Genomic DNA, 16,813 nt, shown 5'->3' on the forward strand with positions numbered 1-16,813 from the left:
GGGGGGGGCAATCAGGCGCGGCTCATGTTGCTGCAGGAGCGGTCCCGGCGTCTACTGCCGCTGCTAGGTAGCAGAAGCGGCTGCTACCCCATCGCCGGGTCCATGCTCGACGAGGGGGCCTGACGTGCCGCTGATGCGGGTACCCTGCTCAGTCGTGGCGGCCATTACCAGCACACCAAACTCGAAGCCTGAATACCGCGTTCGCTTAAATAGGCCGGCCTTCGGTTCAGCGTGCGCGCCGGGCCCGACTGCCGATACGAAGACATCGCTGTTCTCGTCACCACTGGCGATGAAGGTCACCCGGCGGTCGAATATCTCCGACTCGAAGCGGGCGCGTAGCTCAACGACGAATTCGCCACCGACTTCCACATCAGGATGCAGAACACCTAAGTCGCCCAAGGTAACTTCGCCAGCGGGCTTCAGAGTTCCGTCAGCTTGGCGGACCAATATTGTCGCTCGGCCTTCCCGAACCTTGCCATCTTTAACCCATGACACGTCATCACGCGGATAACATCCCAAGGTCACCCCGTCTACCTTCACAACACCCACTCCTTTCCAAAGCTATAGGGCACAACGTTACGACGATATTTGAGGGAACTGCCCGGGGTTTGGTTGACGCGTTTTAAGTATTTCGGCTCGAAGCACAAAGTCCCGGGCAGGGCGTGTGCGGCCGGGAACCTGTTCACGGCCTTGGCCAACACCAGTGGAACTGGCGGTACAAGCCGGGCGGGAATCCCGCTGCCCGAACCTGACATGCCCCCAGCATAGGCCCGGTGGCAGGGTCCGCAGCGCAGCCAGCGGCGAGTAGCGCGGACGTGCGGATGCATGCCAGGAACGTCCGCTCGTTGGCAGGGTGAGCCGCGGGGGCCGGACGGCGATGGCGCCAGCTGACGGCACGCTCACCGTCTAGCCAGCCACCGAATGGTTGGTCTGCGGTTGGCTGGAATTGGCACTCTTGCAGATATCGCGCTCATGCATTGCCGAAAGGTTGGACAGCAGTGCCTCTACTTCTGGGTGACAGTCTCCCAGCGTCCGCCGTTTTATCTGTAGGGCGGTGAGAAGGGACTGCTCGGCAGCCGCACCATCGCCTCGGGCTTCCTGAATCATGGCTAGGTTATGGAGTTGCACTGCGACCTCGTAGTGCTGGGGGCCGAATCTGCAGCGCCAAGTTTCGAGCGCATCGTTGAGCAGGGTCTCGGCTTCTTCGTGGCGGCCTTGAGCGGCGAAAATGGCACCGAGGACGGAAGTGTCGGCGGCGATGGCAAGCAGGTCAGGATTAGCCGCACGACTCCGTAGGCTGAGGGCTCGCCGGGCTGGAGCCTCGGCTTCGATGAACCGATGCTGGGCATATGCCAGACCGGCCAAGTTATGGTGAAGGCTGGCCAGCATCGGCGAGTCCTTTCCGTAGCAAGCCTCCAGCGCTCCTTGTGTCTGGCAGTAGTGCGTTTTCGCATCCGCGTATCGTGCTTCGTCACGGGCGAGGATGCCCAGGGCATTGTGGCACCCCGCCAGCACTTGCCGGCTGAGTGGGCGTTGTTGGGCAATCTGGAGGGCCTCATGGAGACTCTCCAGCGCTTCGTCGTGTCTCGCAGTGAGGCGATTCAGGTTGCCGTAGCGAATTAGCGCCTCACACAGCCGCGCGTCACGTGCGCGTCCGCTTCTTGCGCTACGCAGTAAAGAGACGGCTTCCAGGAGCCGACGTTCCGCCATGGCGTGGTCGGCGAGCCCAGTCCCGAACGTTGCCAAAGTCAGCAGCACGTCAAGCCGGTCACGGATTCTCCGGTACGTCCCGCCCGACCGCGCGGGAAGGCTGTTGAGGGCAGCTGTCGCCAGCTCGATCGCTGCCCTGTCGTCGGCTTTGTCCCAGAGCCCGAGGGCACGCACGTGCTGGATGCGTGCCCGCAGTGTGTCTACGATCATTACCTTGCGGTGGGCTCGCAGTGGTTCCCGAGATAAAGCCCGGCGGCGGCTGGCCCCGCGGTGGCGACTGCCATGCCGAAAGCTCCGGCGACGACGAGGACAATGCCCCAGATCTTGCGGTACATGATTTTTCCCTTCGTGATTATCGTTCTGCGCGTTCTCCCTACGCGGTGGCAGGGGTCAATTGTGAGAGGTAGGCTCGCAATGATTGGGGAGGTCAACACCCGGGGCGGCTCGTAGTCCCGCTGTGGCCGCTGCGATGCCCAGGGCTCCGGCGATGACGAGTGCGATGACCCAGATTTTGCGGTACATGATTTGTTCCTTTCATTGATTAGGAAAGTCCTAGCCCAAGTGTTCGCCTCGGAGCGGCGACAGCGCATCGATCCAGGGGTGTGTCTCCGCCGTACTACCGAGGGCGCAGACGTCTCCGCCCCAAGGGTGATATTCGGAGCGAACCCGTTCAAACCAGTGGTGTACCTTCGCAGCTGCTGCAGGTGGGCCGCGCGGCGAATTCCGGGGCTGTTCGCCTGTGGCTTTTTGGCCTCGGCGCAGTTACTGTCCAGACATGAGCGGCAGTGAAGCGGCCCAGGGAGCCCCGAATGGCGGGCGATAATGTGGAGACCCCGCTGCGTGTTGTTCTGGTTGATGATGAGGCCCTCATCCGGGCCGGCCTGGCCTTGCTTCTCGATTCGGAAAACGACATCCGAGTGGTCGGGGAGGCAGGGGACGGGCAGGGCGCAATCGATTTGGTGAACGAGTTGGAGCCCGACGTTGTGGTGATGGACGTCAGGATGCCCGGGATGGACGGCGTGACCGCCACACGGTTTCTAACGTCCCAAGAATTCAACGCCAGCAGGGCACGGCGCGTCCCAATACTTATTTTGACCACGTTCAATGAGGACGGCGCAGTGCGGAACGCCCTCCGGGCGGGTGCTTCCGGCTACCTTCTCAAAAATTCGGCACCCCGAACCCTTGCAGCAGCCATCCGCGCCCTGGCCGACGGTGCTGGCTGGCTGGATCCGAACGTCACCCGCCAACTGCTCGCGGACTTTTCCAACACGCCGGAGCCATTGGCACAAACAGCAGACAGCTTCCATGAGTTGACCAACCGGGAACGGGAAGTGTTGGCTGCGGTCGCACACGGGATGAACAATGCCCAGATCGCCGAGAATCTCTTTCTAAGCGAAGCCACTGTCAAGACTCATGTTCACCGCATCCTGATGAAGCTGGGGGTGAGTGATCGGGCGCAGGCAGTGGTGGCTGCCTATAGTCGGGGTCTGGTCAAGCCACACGGTCGAACTTGATGACCGTGAGGCGCAGCGCTGCCCTTCCCGCCCACCGGCCATACATCTCCAGATGGATTGAGCCCACCCCAGAGGTGGATGTGGACGGCAGGTACCGAGCGCAGACTGTGTTCACTAGCAGCTTTCGGGCGGACCGGCCCGGTTCGCCGGCCAAAATCGATGGCGAGGTGACCGCATGGAAAAGAGCCGAATGGCGGCACGCGCGAAACTCGGACCCATAGTGCAAGCGAGGAATGCATTCCGCTTCACCGCGTTTGACGGCGTAGTTGCTCTAGCAGCTTTCATCCTCGAGCTGCCGCCTTTCATCTCTGCAGCGCTCGGCGCCCTCTCTGGCACATGGATGCCGGCCCTCGTTTACATATTGATCGGTTACTCGGCCCTCCTTTGGAGGCACCGGGCACCGATGAAGGTCTTCATCCTTATCTTTCTGCATCAAGGCCTGTTTGCACCCTTGTTCTACCCGGACTTCTTCAGTACATCTACTCCAATACTTGGCCCGTACATTCCCATGACAGCCATACCAGCCGCCGTCGCAGCAGTTGCCTCGGACTTTCCGCTGCGGATTTCCTTGCCTGTTTGTATCCCTGCCATCGCATTACCACTTGTCATGGCTGGGCGTGGCCGGCCGTTCGACGACCCCCTGAACCTGTTTTTGGAAACCGTCCTCGTTAGTGGCGGCTGGGCCTTCGGCCGCTTTGCGGCGCGCAGTCGTCGCCAGATCAGAATGTTGGAGGAAGAGCAGCTACGGACTGAGTCGGCGATAAACCGGGAACGGGCGCATATCGCCGCCGAACTGCACGACATTGTTTCGCACGCCGTGACAGTGATGATGCTGCACGCCGCTGGGGGACGGCGCGTCATCGAGTCTGACCCGGGACGGGCGGCCCGTGCCCTGGAAGTCATCGAAACGGTGGGAACCGAGGCCAGTCAGGAGCTCGCCCGACTACTGGGGCTTCTCGATCCGTCGCCCAACGCGACTCCTTCTGACACTATGCGGCCCCTATCTGGGCTGGATGACTTGGCCAACTTGGTCGCTACCGTTCAGTCAGCTGGCGTGAATGTCTTGGTCAAAGTGAGCGGGCACCCCCAGCGGCTCGATGCCAGTGTCGACCATGCGTCCTACCGAGTGGTCCAAGAGGCGCTGACGAACGTGTCAAAACATGCTGGGCCCGGAACAAACGTCACGGTGGATATTGCATGGAACAGGGACTCGCTGACTCTGCGCATTTGTAACGACGCGGCCGGCAAGCGCTCAGCAAGGCAGGCAAGAACGCCGTCCGGGTACGGGCTGGTTGGTCTGAAAGAACGGGTGGCGGTGGCGGGCGGCAACATTATTTGGGGGAGCGCCAACGGTGCCTATGTCGTCGAGGCTCGCCTGCCTCTCGCGTCGCCCTGACTCAGCGTCGGAAACTCTGCTGGTGCATCCTGCCCATTCCTTCGCGCTCGGTTCAAGCGCCGTGGGCCGTAGACCGTCCCCTTTTTGCTTGACGCCCTTCGTCGCTTCCGCATATCCTGAACGAACGGTCGGTAAATAATCTTTCCGGTACGGACAGAGGTCCAGTACGGACGTGAATGCATAGGAGCAACCATGGCAGCGCAGAATCTGCAGTCAGTGCCTGACCAGCCGGCAGCCCCCCAGGAAGCCAACGCGGGTCAGGGGCAGGGCCAGCTGGAGGCCGACGGCCAGGCGTATTTTGACCGCGTCATGGCCGACGACTCCCGCATTGAGCCCAAGGACTGGATGCCGGCCGCCTACCGCAAGACCCTCCTGCGCCAGATCTCGCAGCACGCGCACTCGGAGATCATCGGCATGCAGCCGGAGGCCAACTGGATCAGCCGCGCCCCCAGCCTGAAGCGCAAAGCCATCCTCATGGCCAAGGTCCAGGACGAGGCCGGCCACGGGCTCTACCTGTACTCCGCCGCCGAGACGCTGGGCCAGTCCCGCGACCAGATGATGGACGACCTCATCGCCGGCAAGGCCCGCTACTCCTCGATCTTCAACTACCCGGCCCTCACCTGGGCGGACATGGGCGCCATCGGCTGGCTGGTGGACGGCGCCGCCATCTGCAACCAGGTGCCGCTCTGCCGCGCGTCGTACGGCCCGTACGGCCGGGCCATGGTGCGCATCTGCAAGGAGGAGTCCTTCCACCAGCGCCAGGGCTTCGAGATCCTGCTGGAACTCTCCAACGGAACGCCCGCGCAAAAGCAGATGGCCCAGGATGCCGTGAACCGCTGGTACGCCCCGGCCCTGATGATGTTCGGCCCGCCGGACGACGATTCCCCCAACTCCAAGCAGTCCATGGCCTGGAACATCAAGCGCTTCAGCAACGATGAGCTGCGCTCGCGGTTCGTCGGCATGATGGTGGAGCAGGTCAGGGTCCTGGGCCTCACCCTCCCGGACAGTGAGGTCCGCTTCAACGAGGACACCAGGAAGTGGGAGCACGGCCCGCTGGACTGGAACGAATTCAAGGAAGTCCTGGCCGGACGCGGCCCCTGCAACTCGCAGCGGCTTGAGCGCCGCCGGCAGGCGCACGACGACGGCGCCTGGGTCCGCGAGGCAGCCGCCAGTTATGCGGCCAAGCAGGTTAACAAGCAGAAGGAATACGCAGCATGAGCCCCCACGGCAACCCGGAAGAGCCAGCAAGCGCGGCCGCAGAAATCAAGCACGAAGCGCCCAAGGCCAGCCCGGCGCCCGCACCCGAGGATCACCATGGCGGGAACGTCTGGCCGCTGTGGGAAGTCTTCGTCCGGTCCAGCCGCGGCCTGAGCCATGTGCACGCCGGCAGCCTGCACGCGCCGGATGCCGCCATGGCCCTGCGCAACGCGCGCGACCTTTACACCCGCCGCAACGAGGGCGTGTCCATCTGGGTGGTCCCGGCCGACGCCATCGCCTCGAGCGACCCGGACGCCAAGGGCGCCTTCTTCGAATCGCCGCAGGGCAAGGACTACCGGCACGCCACGTACTACACCAAGAGCGAAGGCGTGAAGCACCTGTGAACCCGGAGACACAAGAAACAACAGGCCACGGCGACATCTCCGTCGGCGTCGCGGGCGCAGGTGCCAGCGGCGACGGATCGGCCAGCGCCACCCGCATCACCCCGGGCAACGCGCTCCGTCCGGAGGACATCGCGCTCGAGGTCCGCACCGGCCTGGCCAGGCCTACCGAGGACGTGGCCGAGTACGCGCTGCGCCTGGGCGATGACGCCCTGATCCTGGCCCAGCGCCTGGGCCACTGGATCTCCCGTGCCCCCGAGCTGGAGGAGGACGTGGCCCTGGGCAACATCGCCCTGGACCAGTTGGGCCACGCCCGCTCTTTCCTTAGCTACGCCGGGGGAGCCTGGGACAAGTCAGAGGATGACCTGGCCTACTTCCGCCGTGAGCACGAGTTCCGCTCCGCGCACCTGTTTGAGCAGCCCAATGGGGACTTCGCGGTCACCATCGCCCGGCAGTTTGTGGTGAGCTACTACCAGTTCGAGCTGTACCGCCGGCTGACCGAGTCCACGGACGCCACCATCGCCGCCATCGCGGCCAAGGCCGTGAAGGAAGTGGACTACCACCGCGACCACAGCGCCCAGTGGGTCCTTCGCCTCGCTGGCGGCACGGACGAGTCCCGCCGCCGCATGATCAACGGCTTCAAGCTCATCTGGCCGTACGTGGGGGAGCTCTTCGTCGATGACGCACTGACCACCCGCCTGGCCGAGGCCGGTGCCGCCGTCGAGCCTTCCAGCCTGAAGGCGGACTTTGACCGCCTCACCGGCGAGGTTCTGAAAGAAGCGGGGCTCGAGGTGCCGGATGTCCCGGCGGCGCCGGGCGGCGGACGCCGCGGGCAGCACTCGGAACACTTGGGCTACATCCTCGCCGAGATGCAGGTGCTGGCCCGCGAGCATCCCGGAGCAAGCTGGTGACGGCCGTGTACATATCGGACTTCGAAACCAGGACCGGGGAGACCACCGCCGAGCAGAAGGCCTGGGGGATCGCCGCCACGGTGTGCGACCCCGAGATCCCGGTGCTCACCATCGAGGACCTCGGCATCCTGCGCAGCGTGAACCTGTTCGACGACGGCGGGCCGGTGCCCGCTGTTCAGGTCACCATCACGCCGACGTACTCGGGCTGCCCGGCGATGGACGCCATCCGCGATGACCTGAAGGCCGCCTTCAAGAACGAGGGCTACCCCAGCGTGCACGTGGAGCTGGTGCTCGCGCCGGCGTGGACCACCGACTGGATGACTGAGTCCGGCAAGGCCAAGCTGCGCGAGTACGGCATCGCACCGCCGACTGGAAAAGCGGCCCTGGGCCACAACGGACCGGTTCGCCTGAGCCTGGCCGTGAAGTGCCCGCAGTGCTCGTCGCTGAACACCAAGGAACTCACGCGCTTCGGTTCCACCTCCTGCAAGGCGCTGTACGTGTGCCGGGACTGCCAGGAACCGTTCGACTACTTCAAAGTCCTGTAAGGAAAAAGCCCATGCCCGTTGTCCGCCAGACCGCAGCCGAATCGGCAGAGGCCACCGGCCGCCGTCGTCCGTCTTTCCATTCCCTCACCGTCGCCGAGGTGCGCCGGCTGACGGAGGACGCCATTGAGGTGACCTTCGCGGTGCCGGCGGAGCTGGCCGGGCGGTTCGACTACCTGCCGGGCCAGTACGTGGCCCTGCGCACGACGCTCCCGGATGAGGCCGGCGAGCCGAAGGAGATCCGCCGCAGCTACTCCATCTGCGCCGAGCCGCGCAGCTTCGCGGACGGCAGCAGCGAGATCCGGGTGGCCGTCAAGAAGGACCTGGGCGGGCTGTTCTCCACGTGGGCCAACGCCGAGCTGAAGGCTGGGGACACCCTGGACGTGATGAGCCCCATGGGCGCGTTCGTCTCCAAGCACGGCCGGGACGGGCAGGCGGTGGAGCAGAACGTCATGAACTCGATGAACCATCCGGAGGATCTGGCGGGGGAGGCAGGCAACTTCGTGGCCATCGCCGCGGGGTCGGGCATCACCCCGGTGATCGCCATCGCCCGGACGCTGCTGGCCGCCAGCCCGGACACCCGGTTCGACCTGATCTACGCCAACAAGGCCGCCATGGACGTGATGTTCCTCGAGGAGCTGGCGGACCTGAAGGACAAGTACCCGCAGCGGCTGGCGCTGCACCACGTGCTGTCCCGTGAGCAGCGGATCGCGCCGCTGCTGAGCGGCCGGATCGACGCGGAGAAGCTGCAGAAGCTGCTGGGCACCGCCATCCACGCGGACGACGTGGACGAGTGGTTCCTGTGCGGGCCGTTCGAGCTGGTGCAGCTGTGCCGGGACACCCTGGCGGAGCGCGGCGTGAAGCCGGAGCATGTCCGGTTCGAGCTGTTCACGTCAGGCAAGCCGGACCGGCCCGAGGGCAACGCCGGCCGTCCCGTCATTGAGGACGAGTCCCAGGAGACGTACAAGATCACGTTCAAGCTGGACGGCCTGCAGGGCGACGTGGCCAGCCCCACGCACGCCCGCGAGTCCATCCTCAACGCCGCGCTGCGGGTCCGCCCGGACGTGCCGTTCGCGTGCGCCGGGGGAGTGTGCGGCACCTGCCGCGCCAAGGTGCTCACCGGCACCGTGACCATGGACGAAAACTACGCCCTGGAGCAGGATGAGCTGGACAAAGGCTACGTCCTGACCTGCCAGTCCCACCCCACCAGCAAGGAAGTCACCGTCGATTTCGACGTCTAGACTTTCTGTCCCGCCCTTCCCGGTCTCAAGCTAGGAGCCCCCATGATCTCCCTCTCCATCGCCGACGGCGTCGCCGAAGTGGTCCTCAATGCCCCGCAGAAGCTGAACTCGCTGGATGAGCAGGCGCTGGCGGACTTGTCCCAGGCGTACGACGACGCCGCTGCCGCCGCCTCGCGCGGTGAGGTGCGGGCGCTGCTGCTCAGGGGAGAGGGACGCGCCTTCTGCGCGGGCCGGGACATCGCCGGCGTCACGCCGGAGAATGACGACGCCGAGGCGTACCTGGGCGGGCTGGTCCAGCCGCTGCTGCAGAAGATGAGTGCCTTCCCGGCGCCCACGTTTGCCGCGGCGCAGGGCGCGTGCCTGGGTGTCGGGCTGGGTCTGCTGCTGGCCACGGACGTGGTGTACGTGGCGGAGAATGCGAAGTTCGGCTCGCCGTTCGCCAAGCTCGGGGCGACGCTGGACTCGGGCGGGCACTGGTACTTCACCGAGCGGCTCGGCATGCACCGCACGCTGGACCTGATCTATACGGCAGAGCTGATATCCGGAACTGAAGCCGTGGCCCAGGGCATGTTCAGCCGAGCCCTGCCCGCCGACGAGCTGCTGGACTCCACCCGTGCCATCGTGGCGAAGGTGGCCACAGGGGCGACGGGCGCGTTCAGGGCCAGCAAGGAGCTGGTGGCCCACATTCGCGACCAGCGTCTGGGCCTCTGGGCCGCGATGCAGGAGGAGAACGCCGAGCAGGCGCGTCTCTGTAAGACGGAAGACTACGCGGAAGGCTTCAAGGCGTTCCAAGAAAAGCGGGAACCCAATTTCAAGGGCTAAGCTTGTCGAAACTTACCGCCGGTTGAGCTTGTCGAAACCGCCGGCCCGCACCCACTCCTCAGCAACCCCCAGCACCCAGACCCCCAGCATCGCCCCGGCTGTATTGGCCACGATGTCCATGGCGCTGGGAAAGCGGTCGTGCAGAAACAGCTTCTGGCCGAGCTCCATGCAGCAGGAGGCCAGGAACGCACTCAGCACGATCCGTCCCCGGTGGAACGCGGGGAATGCGTGGGCTGCAAGGGTCCCAATGGGCGCAAACAGAAGGATGTTGGACGAGAACTCCACGAAGTCGTAGTTGATCAGCTCGGGAAGCCCAGAGCGGTGGAGGGCAAACAGGGCAGTCTGCAGGCGGCCAGCCACTGGCCGGTCAACGGGGGTGGGCCAGAACGCCACGAACGCTAGGGCTGCCAGATACAGGGCCAGCAGGACACGGGCGTATCCCCCGACCTCCGACCGGCTCCATTTCCCCATACGGAAACGCTACGGGAGCCCCTTCCCATCCCGAAATCTGGCCCTAGAAATTTCTCTTTTCGCAAGTCAATTTGTAGGGTTCGATCATGACTTTGGGGAAATCAGTACGTAAAGCAGTTATTCCGGCGGCCGGTCTGGGCACGCGCTTCCTGCCCGCTACCAAGGCGATGCCGAAGGAAATGCTGCCGGTGGTGGATGCACCGGCCATCCAGTACGTCGTGGAGGAGGCCGTGAACGCCGGCCTGGACGACGTCCTGATGATCACCGGCCGCAGCAAGCGTGCGCTGGAGGACCATTTTGATAGTGCGCCCGCTTTGGAACGCACACTCGAGCTCAAGGGCGATCAGGCGCGGCTGGATTCCGTTCAGCACGCATCGGGTCTGGGGCCCATCCACTACGTCCGGCAGGGCGAGCCCAAGGGCCTCGGCCATGCCGTGCTGTGCGGCCGCCAGCACGTCGGTGACGAGCCTTTCGCCGTGCTTCTGGGTGATGACCTCATCGATGAGCGCGACGAGCTTCTGACCACGATGATCGACGTCCAAGCCAAGACCGGCGGTTCCGTGGTTGCCCTGATCGAGGTGGAGCCGTCCCAGATCAGCGCATACGGCTGCGCCGACATCTCGGCCGTCGATGGCGAAGGCTATGTCCGGGTGAACAGCCTGGTGGAGAAGCCTTCTGTGGACGAGGCGCCATCAAACCTTGCTGTCATCGGTCGATACGTGCTGCACCCGGCTGTCTTCGATGTCCTCGAGAAGACCGAGCCCGGCCGCGGTGGTGAGATCCAGCTGACAGATGCCTTGCAGACCCTCGCAGCGGGCGAGGGGGAGGGCTCCGGGGTTTTCGGTGTCGTCTTCCGCGGCCGCCGTTACGACACGGGGGACAAGCTGAGCTACCTGAAGGCCGTCATTACGCTGGCTTCCGAGCGCGCCGAGTTCGGCGAGGACCTCAAGGCCTGGATGAAGGAATTCAACGGATAGGCACCGCCAGCTGACCAAGTGAGAAGCCCCGACGGCTGTCGGGGCTTCTCTATTTAAAGTGCACTGATTTGCCAGACAAAGAAGGGACCCGTTCCGAAAATCCGGAACGAGTCCCTTCTTTTGAAGCGTGGAGCTTAGTGCTTAGGCAGATGCCTCAGCGTTTGCGCGGCGCCGAACGACGACAACCGAAGCGGCGCCGGCGACGAGTGCACCGCCACCAACCAGCGACCACAGAACAAGACTGGAGTCAGCACCCGTGTTGGCAAGGCCAGCGCCGTTACCACCGGTGTTGGAGAGCCCGGTGCCGGTGCCTGCAGCGCCCACGACGCCCCTGTCAGCGCCGGCAACGACCGTCACGCTCTGCGTCACAGTCTTGCCGGAAGTGTTGCCTACTGCCGTCAGCGTGTAGGTCCCAGGCTGGCCCAGGCGAACCGGGGCCGAGAAGGAGCCGTCAGCGGCCGCAGTTGTGGTGACCGTCTGCGGAGCTGCCAAGACGTTGATCTTGGACGGAACCGACATCGCGGCACCGCCCGAGAAGCCACCGCCAAGGGCCTGCGGAGTGCTGGTGATTGTGATCGTAATAGTGATGGTTTCGCCAGCCAGGAACCCGGTTCCGGAGAAGGTAAATACTTCACCCGGCGCGACGGTGCCGTCGGACACGGTTCCGGTTCCGGTTCCGGGTGCCGGGTAGGTGGCCAGTGCCGGTGCAGCACCGACAAGTGCGATGGTTCCTGCAAGCGCAAGCGCAGCAATAGACTTCTTCAATTTGTCCCCCCTGAGACCTTTTCAACACGGATGTCACATATTTGTGGAGATTCCCCATCCCCATGTGACAGTGGGGCGAATCTCGTGGTTTTACCCAAGGTAGAGATTACCACCCTCACCAGAGTGTCTCCAAAGTCAATCCAGACACTTTACATACTGTTAATGAGTTGGCTACGCGTCCGGTGCGCATTTTGCCGCAACCGTGTCCAAAACCACGTCCTTCAGAGGCTGAACTGTCGGCGTCACGGACAGTTTGGGTTCCGTGTGCTGCACTATCTTCCCGAAGATGAACTCAACTGTTTGGGTCTCGCCTGGGGCGAGGCGTAGGGTGACGCTACCCACCGGGCGACCGCTGTGCCGATATGAGGCAAAACCAGTTTTCTTGCCTGCCACAAAGGCCGTTTCAACGTTCGACTGGACGGGTCCGTACGCGATAATGTTCGTCTGTACACTGCCTGCCGGCACCCCGAACACGCCACCGCCTGTTACATACGCAGGCAGAGAGGTCCCCGCGTCTTTCGGTGCTGTGTTGGTGCTTGTGATCCGAACCTTGACCTCCGAATAGCCGTTAGCCGGACATTCTTCGATCAGTTGCACAGTCCTCTTGACGTGGTAGTCCATTTTCGCTCCGGTGCCATCGTTGAAGTACGCGCCGAACTGGGCAGGGGAGATGCTGGTGCCTGTAATGGAGCCGCCCAGCGGATATTTGGAGATAACGGCCTCCTCTTCGCCCTTGGAGGACCACAGGAGAACTCTGCCCTCGGAAGCGCCCCGAGACAGTCCGTCAATGAGCTTCGTGGTGTCCCCGCTTCCGGCGGAAAGCTTTGCAAAAACTTCTTGGGCAACACCGGCAAAGTACACGTCTTGCAGCTCGGGCTCGGAGATTTTCGAATAGACATCTGAAAGCAAAGTTGGAACTACGTTCTTTGACGTTAATTCCTCAGGCAGGCTGCCATGACTGAATTCTCGAAAATGGGGATCGTTGACCTGGACAGGTCCCGTGGCATCAAGGATGTAGCTGAGCACGATGGGGTCGATGGATAAGACCCCGTCTAGCTGCTCGCCGGTCTCAGCTTTCCACATCGTACGGGCTGTTTGGGCAGCTGTCGGAAAGTCAGGAGTAAGGTTAACGTCCTGCATGAACTTGCCGAGGCGTATGGAGAAAATTCGGGTTTGCTCCGGATCTGTGGCCACCACAGGGTTGAAGGCCCCCATCGCGCTGGCGCTGGTCTGCGAATCCAGAGAGAGCTTTCCTTTATCGATATTCAGAACAGCCAGCGCACCGGGAATTCCGCCCGTGGCCCGTGACTCGGCGTTGTTCTGGATGAGCAAGAGGTAACGTCGTGAAGATTGCTCACCCAACATCGCCGGCAGGACGCTGGCAGCGTCGGCGGCGGAGTCGAGGCCATCCCGCAGTGAACTCAGCTGTTCTCTGGCGTGGATGAGCGGGGTGGAGATTTGCGGCATCAACCTGTCCGCATTGATGCCGTTCAGGCGATCTGATGATTGGCGCACGGCTTGAGCAGCAGAACTGAGTCTGGGCTGTGCGGCGGATAACGGCCTAAGATTCAGTCCCTTTTCGCTGGGCAACAGGGACTTCCAGTCGAGCGTCTTGAAGATGCTCACCAACGGGGCAGCGCCCAGCTTGGCCACGTCATCAGCCGATACTGCGATCTCACTGGTCGCTTGAAAGTTAGCTCCAAGCCAAGGGACTGCCCCAGCCATCGTCCAGATCGGGTCGGTGGCCGCATCTCGTGCTCTCGAAGTATGTTCCTGAAGCTCGGTAGCCGTTATTGCTGCCGCCCTGGCATCGTCAGCGAGAACATGGTTCCGGAGCTTGGGAACCAACTGATTTGCAGCGTTCAAGTCGTCGCTAATGGCGGCCGCTTTGAGTCCAAGCCATGTGGCGCTTCCTAGTGCAAGAACCAGTAGCACAGCCACCCCCGTGGCCAATAGCGGAAGCCGGCGGCGCGGCTTGGGATGGTTTGCAGGGAGGACGTCACCCGCACTTGAAGCGTCGTCCTGTAACTCTGGCACTTCTACGCCCGCCCTAGGCCGCGGTATGTCCATCCGGCTGCCCGCCATTTCTCGGGGTCTAGGACGTTCCTTCCATCGAGGATGCGCGGCGATGCGACGCGGCTGAGCAGTGCATATGGATCGAGGTTCCGGTATTGCTCCCATTCAGTCAAAAGAAGCAAAGCATCTGCCTTTGTAATGGCCTCGTACATGTCGTCCTCGAATTGCAGCTCCGGAAACCGTTTGGCAGCATTCTCCAGCGCCTTTGGATCGGTCACGGAGACCACCGCTCCCTGCAGCTGGAGCTGGGCGGCGATGCTCAGCGCTGGCGAATCCCGGACATCATCGCTTTCGGGCTTGAAAGCTGCTCCTAAGACCGTAATCCGCTTGCCGAGTAGGGTACCGTCACAGAGTTCGCGTGTCAGTTCTACAACTCTTGTTCTACGGCGCATGTTGATGGCATCCACCTCGCGCAGGAACGTTAGTGCCTGATCTGCACCCAGTTCTCCCGCACGAGCCATGAACGCCCGGATGTCCTTGGGTAGGCACCCGCCTCCGAAGCCAATACCGGCGTGGAGGAACTTTCTGCCGATTCGGTCGTCCATGCCGATTGCGTCGGCCAGTCGTGTGACATCAGCGCCGGAGGCTTCGCAAACCTCAGCCATTGCATTAATAAAGGAGATCTTTGTGGCCAGGAAGGAGTTTGCTGCGGCCTTGACCAGTTCGGCGGTCGGATGATCCGTAACAAGGCGCGGAGTACCTGCTCCCAGTGGCACTGCGTAGACGTCATCAAGCACGGCGACGGCGGGATGGTCTTCGGAGCCATCGGAAACGCCGTAAACGAACCGGTCAGGCTGAAGTGTGTCCGCGACGGCGTGGCCTTCTCGGAGAAATTCCGGATTCCATACGAGGTGCGAGGTGGGTTCCTGGTCCTGCACCAGCTGGGCCAGCCGGGCAGCCGTGCCCACGGGTACGGTGGACTTGCCGACGACGACGTCTCCGGGAGAAATATGCGGCAATAGTGCGGAGGCCGCGGCATCGACGTAGGTCATGTCAGCGCCGTTTTCGCCCTTCTTCTGAGGCGTGCCCACGCAGATGAAGTGAACGTCACTGCCAGCCGCGGCCGACATATCGGTTGTAAAAGTTAGTCTGCCCGTCTCTTGGACTTCTCGAAGAAGCTCCTCCAGTCCCGGTTCATAAAAGGGCGCCCGTGCTGACGAAAGCTCGCGTATTTTTTGGTCGTCTACGTCGATGCCCACAACCTCATGGCCGAGCTTTGCCATGCAGGCGGCATGCACTGCACCGAGGTATCCGCAACCAATTACCGTAATGCGCATGATGAAATTTCCTTCCCCCGGAGGGCTGTTGTCCGCACGGGACCTGTTAATAGGCGCCGGTGCTGTGAAATACAGCGCGGACGGTCCGCAGAATTATGATGAGGTCGCCGGCCAGTGACCAGTTCTCCACGTAGTACAGGTCAAGTCGAACAGAGTCCTGCCAAGAGAGATTTGACCGGCCGCTGACCTGCCAGAGGCCCGTGAGACCAGGCTTTACCAACAATCTGCGGCGTACGTCTTGCTCGTAGGCTTCTACTTCACTCGGCAGAGGTGGTCGCGGTCCGACAAGGCTCATAGAGCCCACCAGTATGTTGAATAGCTGAGGAAGCTCGTCGAGGCTGTATTTCCGAAGGATGCGGCCGACACGGGTGATGCGGGGGTCGTTTTTCATTTTGAAAAGGATCCCGTTGCCTTCATTGCGATGGGACAGTTCAGCGAGCTTCTCTTCCGCATCGACCACCATGGAACGGAACTTGAGCATGTTGAAGTGTGTTCCTTCTATGCCCACGCGTACTTGTCGGAAAAGCACCGGCCCTCGGCTCTCCGCTTTCACCAGAAGTGCAACGACTGCCATGACGGGCGCGGCTAGGATTATCAAGACCCCCGAGACGACAACATCGAAAAGGCGCTTCGCCACGCGTTGGCCTCCCTCAAGGGTAGGAGTCGTTACGTGAATCAGGGGGAGACCCGCGACCTGTTGGGTATGGATCCGAGGCCCAGCGATGTCGGTCAGTGCCGGCGCCATGATCAGTCCTACATTGCGTGACGCCAACTCCCAACCCAAGTGTCTCAACGTCTGCGGGTGGAGTTGGACCCCCGCCGAAACAGCCACTGCGTCCGCACCGCAGGAATCGATTGCCTCAATGATTGAACGCGCGTCGGGCCTGTGGCCCAAAATGGGCAGGCCGGACTCGGCTTCGAACTTCTGACTTTCATGGGCCCCAGGCATGTAGGCCGCTATAGGGAGGTAGCCCGCATGCTTAGCTCTCTCGAGAGAAGCAGCCAAATGCGCGACAGCACTCGGTCCTCCAAGGAGAAGGAGCCGAGACATGCTGTGACCACGCTGACGATTTATATTGAGATGCTGTCTGATTAGCCAGCGCGCCATGAGTAACCCGATCAAACCCACCGGCAACGCAACTCCGACGTATCCCCTCGCAGTGTCTACACGTAGGACATAGGAGACAATAGCGATGAGCCCGAACAACCAAAGGGAAGCAGCCGCGACGCGCTTATACTCGTCCGGTCCAGAACCGAGAACGCGAGTTTGTCTGCTGTTCCAGGCTCCGAGCATTAGCCACCAGACGACGGCCACGGCAACTGATAACCATGCGTACGTGAATTCTTGGCCAGCGACCACAAAATCGGGTTCAAATCCGAACCGGATGATGAAAGCTCCGACCACAGCCCAGACGACCACAAATGCATCTACGACACCCAGCAGACGGGAAGACCGTCTACGCCAATCAGTGCCCTCAGGCATCAACTTCCCCCACTTCACAGCAGACCCCTC

General features: G+C 62.6%; 17 protein-coding genes. 9 read left to right on the plus strand and 8 right to left on the minus strand.

The features are described from left to right. Window positions 1-63: 63 nt before the first annotated feature. From DBZ45_RS12445 to DBZ45_RS23400, 3 genes are all read right to left on the minus strand, one after another. Complete coding sequence (locus DBZ45_RS12445; RefSeq protein ID WP_111904222.1) at window positions 64-540, minus strand: hypothetical protein; 477 nt, start codon at window positions 538-540, stop codon at window positions 64-66. A 366-nt stretch (window positions 541-906) separates the two neighbouring features. Beyond that, window positions 907-1,920: a tetratricopeptide repeat protein gene (locus tag DBZ45_RS12450; protein ID WP_111904223.1), complete on the minus strand. Its 1,014-nt coding sequence runs from the start codon at window positions 1,918-1,920 to the stop codon at window positions 907-909. Further along, window positions 1,920-2,045: a hypothetical protein gene (locus DBZ45_RS23400; protein WP_262982856.1), complete on the minus strand. Its 126-nt coding sequence runs from the start codon at window positions 2,043-2,045 to the stop codon at window positions 1,920-1,922. The genes DBZ45_RS12450 and DBZ45_RS23400 overlap by 1 nt, the downstream gene beginning before the upstream one ends. Before the next feature lie 474 nt (window positions 2,046-2,519). Here DBZ45_RS23400 and DBZ45_RS12455 point away from each other — a divergent pair, with 474 nt between their 5' ends. The 8 genes from DBZ45_RS12455 (at window position 2,520) to DBZ45_RS12490 (ending at window position 9,734) form a co-directional block, all read left to right on the plus strand. Further along, window positions 2,520-3,224: a response regulator gene (locus DBZ45_RS12455; RefSeq protein WP_111904224.1), complete on the plus strand. Its 705-nt coding sequence runs from the start codon at window positions 2,520-2,522 to the stop codon at window positions 3,222-3,224. Window positions 3,225-3,399: 175 nt separating this feature from the next. After that, window positions 3,400-4,620, plus strand: a complete 1,221-nt coding sequence (locus tag DBZ45_RS12460; RefSeq protein ID WP_111904225.1) for a sensor histidine kinase — start codon at window positions 3,400-3,402, stop codon at window positions 4,618-4,620. Between the two features lie 192 nt (window positions 4,621-4,812). After that, window positions 4,813-5,838, plus strand: a complete 1,026-nt coding sequence (gene paaA / locus DBZ45_RS12465) for a 1,2-phenylacetyl-CoA epoxidase subunit PaaA (RefSeq protein WP_111904226.1) — start codon at window positions 4,813-4,815, stop codon at window positions 5,836-5,838. Continuing rightward, window positions 5,835-6,221, plus strand: coding sequence for a 1,2-phenylacetyl-CoA epoxidase subunit PaaB (gene paaB, locus DBZ45_RS12470; protein ID WP_111904227.1), 387 nt, complete (start codon window positions 5,835-5,837; stop codon window positions 6,219-6,221). The genes paaA and paaB overlap by 4 nt, the downstream gene beginning before the upstream one ends. Then, window positions 6,218-7,129: a 1,2-phenylacetyl-CoA epoxidase subunit PaaC gene (paaC, locus tag DBZ45_RS12475; protein WP_111904228.1), complete on the plus strand. Its 912-nt coding sequence runs from the start codon at window positions 6,218-6,220 to the stop codon at window positions 7,127-7,129. The genes paaB and paaC overlap by 4 nt, the downstream gene beginning before the upstream one ends. A gap of 5 nt (window positions 7,130-7,134) precedes the next feature. After that, on the plus strand, window positions 7,135-7,674 hold the full coding sequence (paaD, locus tag DBZ45_RS12480) for a 1,2-phenylacetyl-CoA epoxidase subunit PaaD (RefSeq protein ID WP_111904244.1): 540 nt from the start codon (window positions 7,135-7,137) through the stop codon (window positions 7,672-7,674). Between the two features lie 11 nt (window positions 7,675-7,685). Beyond that, the gene (gene paaE, locus DBZ45_RS12485) at window positions 7,686-8,912 is read left to right on the plus strand and encodes a 1,2-phenylacetyl-CoA epoxidase subunit PaaE (protein WP_111904229.1); all 1,227 of its coding nucleotides are present in this window, start codon (window positions 7,686-7,688) and stop codon (window positions 8,910-8,912) included. 42 nt (window positions 8,913-8,954) lie between these two features. Further along, window positions 8,955-9,734, plus strand: a complete 780-nt coding sequence (locus DBZ45_RS12490; RefSeq protein WP_111904230.1) for an enoyl-CoA hydratase/isomerase family protein — start codon at window positions 8,955-8,957, stop codon at window positions 9,732-9,734. 12 nt (window positions 9,735-9,746) lie between these two features. Here DBZ45_RS12490 and DBZ45_RS12495 read toward each other — a convergent pair whose 3' ends face one another. Continuing rightward, window positions 9,747-10,205 carry a VanZ family protein gene (locus tag DBZ45_RS12495; protein WP_111904231.1) on the minus strand — a complete coding sequence of 153 codons (459 nt, stop codon included), beginning with the start codon at window positions 10,203-10,205 and terminating at the stop codon, window positions 9,747-9,749. A gap of 86 nt (window positions 10,206-10,291) precedes the next feature. Between DBZ45_RS12495 and galU the strand changes: the two genes are divergently transcribed. Further along, window positions 10,292-11,182 carry a UTP--glucose-1-phosphate uridylyltransferase GalU gene (gene galU / locus DBZ45_RS12500; protein ID WP_111904232.1) on the plus strand — a complete coding sequence of 297 codons (891 nt, stop codon included), beginning with the start codon at window positions 10,292-10,294 and terminating at the stop codon, window positions 11,180-11,182. Between the two features lie 141 nt (window positions 11,183-11,323). Here galU and DBZ45_RS12505 read toward each other — a convergent pair whose 3' ends face one another. The 4 genes from DBZ45_RS12505 to DBZ45_RS12520 form a co-directional block, all read right to left on the minus strand. Continuing rightward, window positions 11,324-11,947: an LPXTG cell wall anchor domain-containing protein gene (locus DBZ45_RS12505; protein ID WP_111904233.1), complete on the minus strand. Its 624-nt coding sequence runs from the start codon at window positions 11,945-11,947 to the stop codon at window positions 11,324-11,326. A gap of 171 nt (window positions 11,948-12,118) precedes the next feature. Beyond that, window positions 12,119-13,600 (minus strand): DUF4012 domain-containing protein, encoded by a 1,482-nt coding sequence (locus DBZ45_RS12510; RefSeq protein WP_223257050.1) that lies wholly within the window; start codon window positions 13,598-13,600, stop codon window positions 12,119-12,121. Window positions 13,601-13,986: 386 nt separating this feature from the next. Next, complete coding sequence (locus DBZ45_RS12515; RefSeq protein ID WP_111904234.1) at window positions 13,987-15,300, minus strand: UDP-glucose dehydrogenase family protein; 1,314 nt, start codon at window positions 15,298-15,300, stop codon at window positions 13,987-13,989. A gap of 46 nt (window positions 15,301-15,346) precedes the next feature. Beyond that, window positions 15,347-16,783 carry a sugar transferase gene (locus DBZ45_RS12520; protein WP_111904246.1) on the minus strand — a complete coding sequence of 479 codons (1,437 nt, stop codon included), beginning with the start codon at window positions 16,781-16,783 and terminating at the stop codon, window positions 15,347-15,349. Window positions 16,784-16,813: the final 30 nt, after the last annotated feature.

Origin of the sequence: Arthrobacter globiformis (assembly GCF_003261175.1) — a bacterium.
Taxonomy (GTDB): domain Bacteria; phylum Actinomycetota; class Actinomycetes; order Actinomycetales; family Micrococcaceae; genus Arthrobacter; species Arthrobacter globiformis_A.

Coding starts and splice junctions, on each gene's coding strand:
- DBZ45_RS12450 (WP_111904223.1), bottom strand. CDS start 1,920: ATGATCGTAGACACACTGCGGGCACGCATCCAGCACGTGCGTGCCCTC.
- DBZ45_RS23400 (WP_262982856.1), bottom strand. CDS start 2,045: ATGTACCGCAAGATCTGGGGCATTGTCCTCGTCGTCGCCGGAGCTTTC.
- DBZ45_RS12455 (WP_111904224.1), top strand. CDS start 2,520: ATGGCGGGCGATAATGTGGAGACCCCGCTGCGTGTTGTTCTGGTTGAT.
- DBZ45_RS12460 (WP_111904225.1), top strand. CDS start 3,400: ATGGAAAAGAGCCGAATGGCGGCACGCGCGAAACTCGGACCCATAGTG.
- paaA (WP_111904226.1), top strand. CDS start 4,813: ATGGCAGCGCAGAATCTGCAGTCAGTGCCTGACCAGCCGGCAGCCCCC.
- paaB (WP_111904227.1), top strand. CDS start 5,835: ATGAGCCCCCACGGCAACCCGGAAGAGCCAGCAAGCGCGGCCGCAGAA.
- paaE (WP_111904229.1), top strand. CDS start 7,686: ATGCCCGTTGTCCGCCAGACCGCAGCCGAATCGGCAGAGGCCACCGGC.
- DBZ45_RS12490 (WP_111904230.1), top strand. CDS start 8,955: ATGATCTCCCTCTCCATCGCCGACGGCGTCGCCGAAGTGGTCCTCAAT.
- DBZ45_RS12495 (WP_111904231.1), bottom strand. CDS start 10,205: ATGGGGAAATGGAGCCGGTCGGAGGTCGGGGGATACGCCCGTGTCCTG.
- galU (WP_111904232.1), top strand. CDS start 10,292: ATGACTTTGGGGAAATCAGTACGTAAAGCAGTTATTCCGGCGGCCGGT.
- DBZ45_RS12515 (WP_111904234.1), bottom strand. CDS start 15,300: ATGCGCATTACGGTAATTGGTTGCGGATACCTCGGTGCAGTGCATGCC.
- DBZ45_RS12520 (WP_111904246.1), bottom strand. CDS start 16,783: ATGCCTGAGGGCACTGATTGGCGTAGACGGTCTTCCCGTCTGCTGGGT.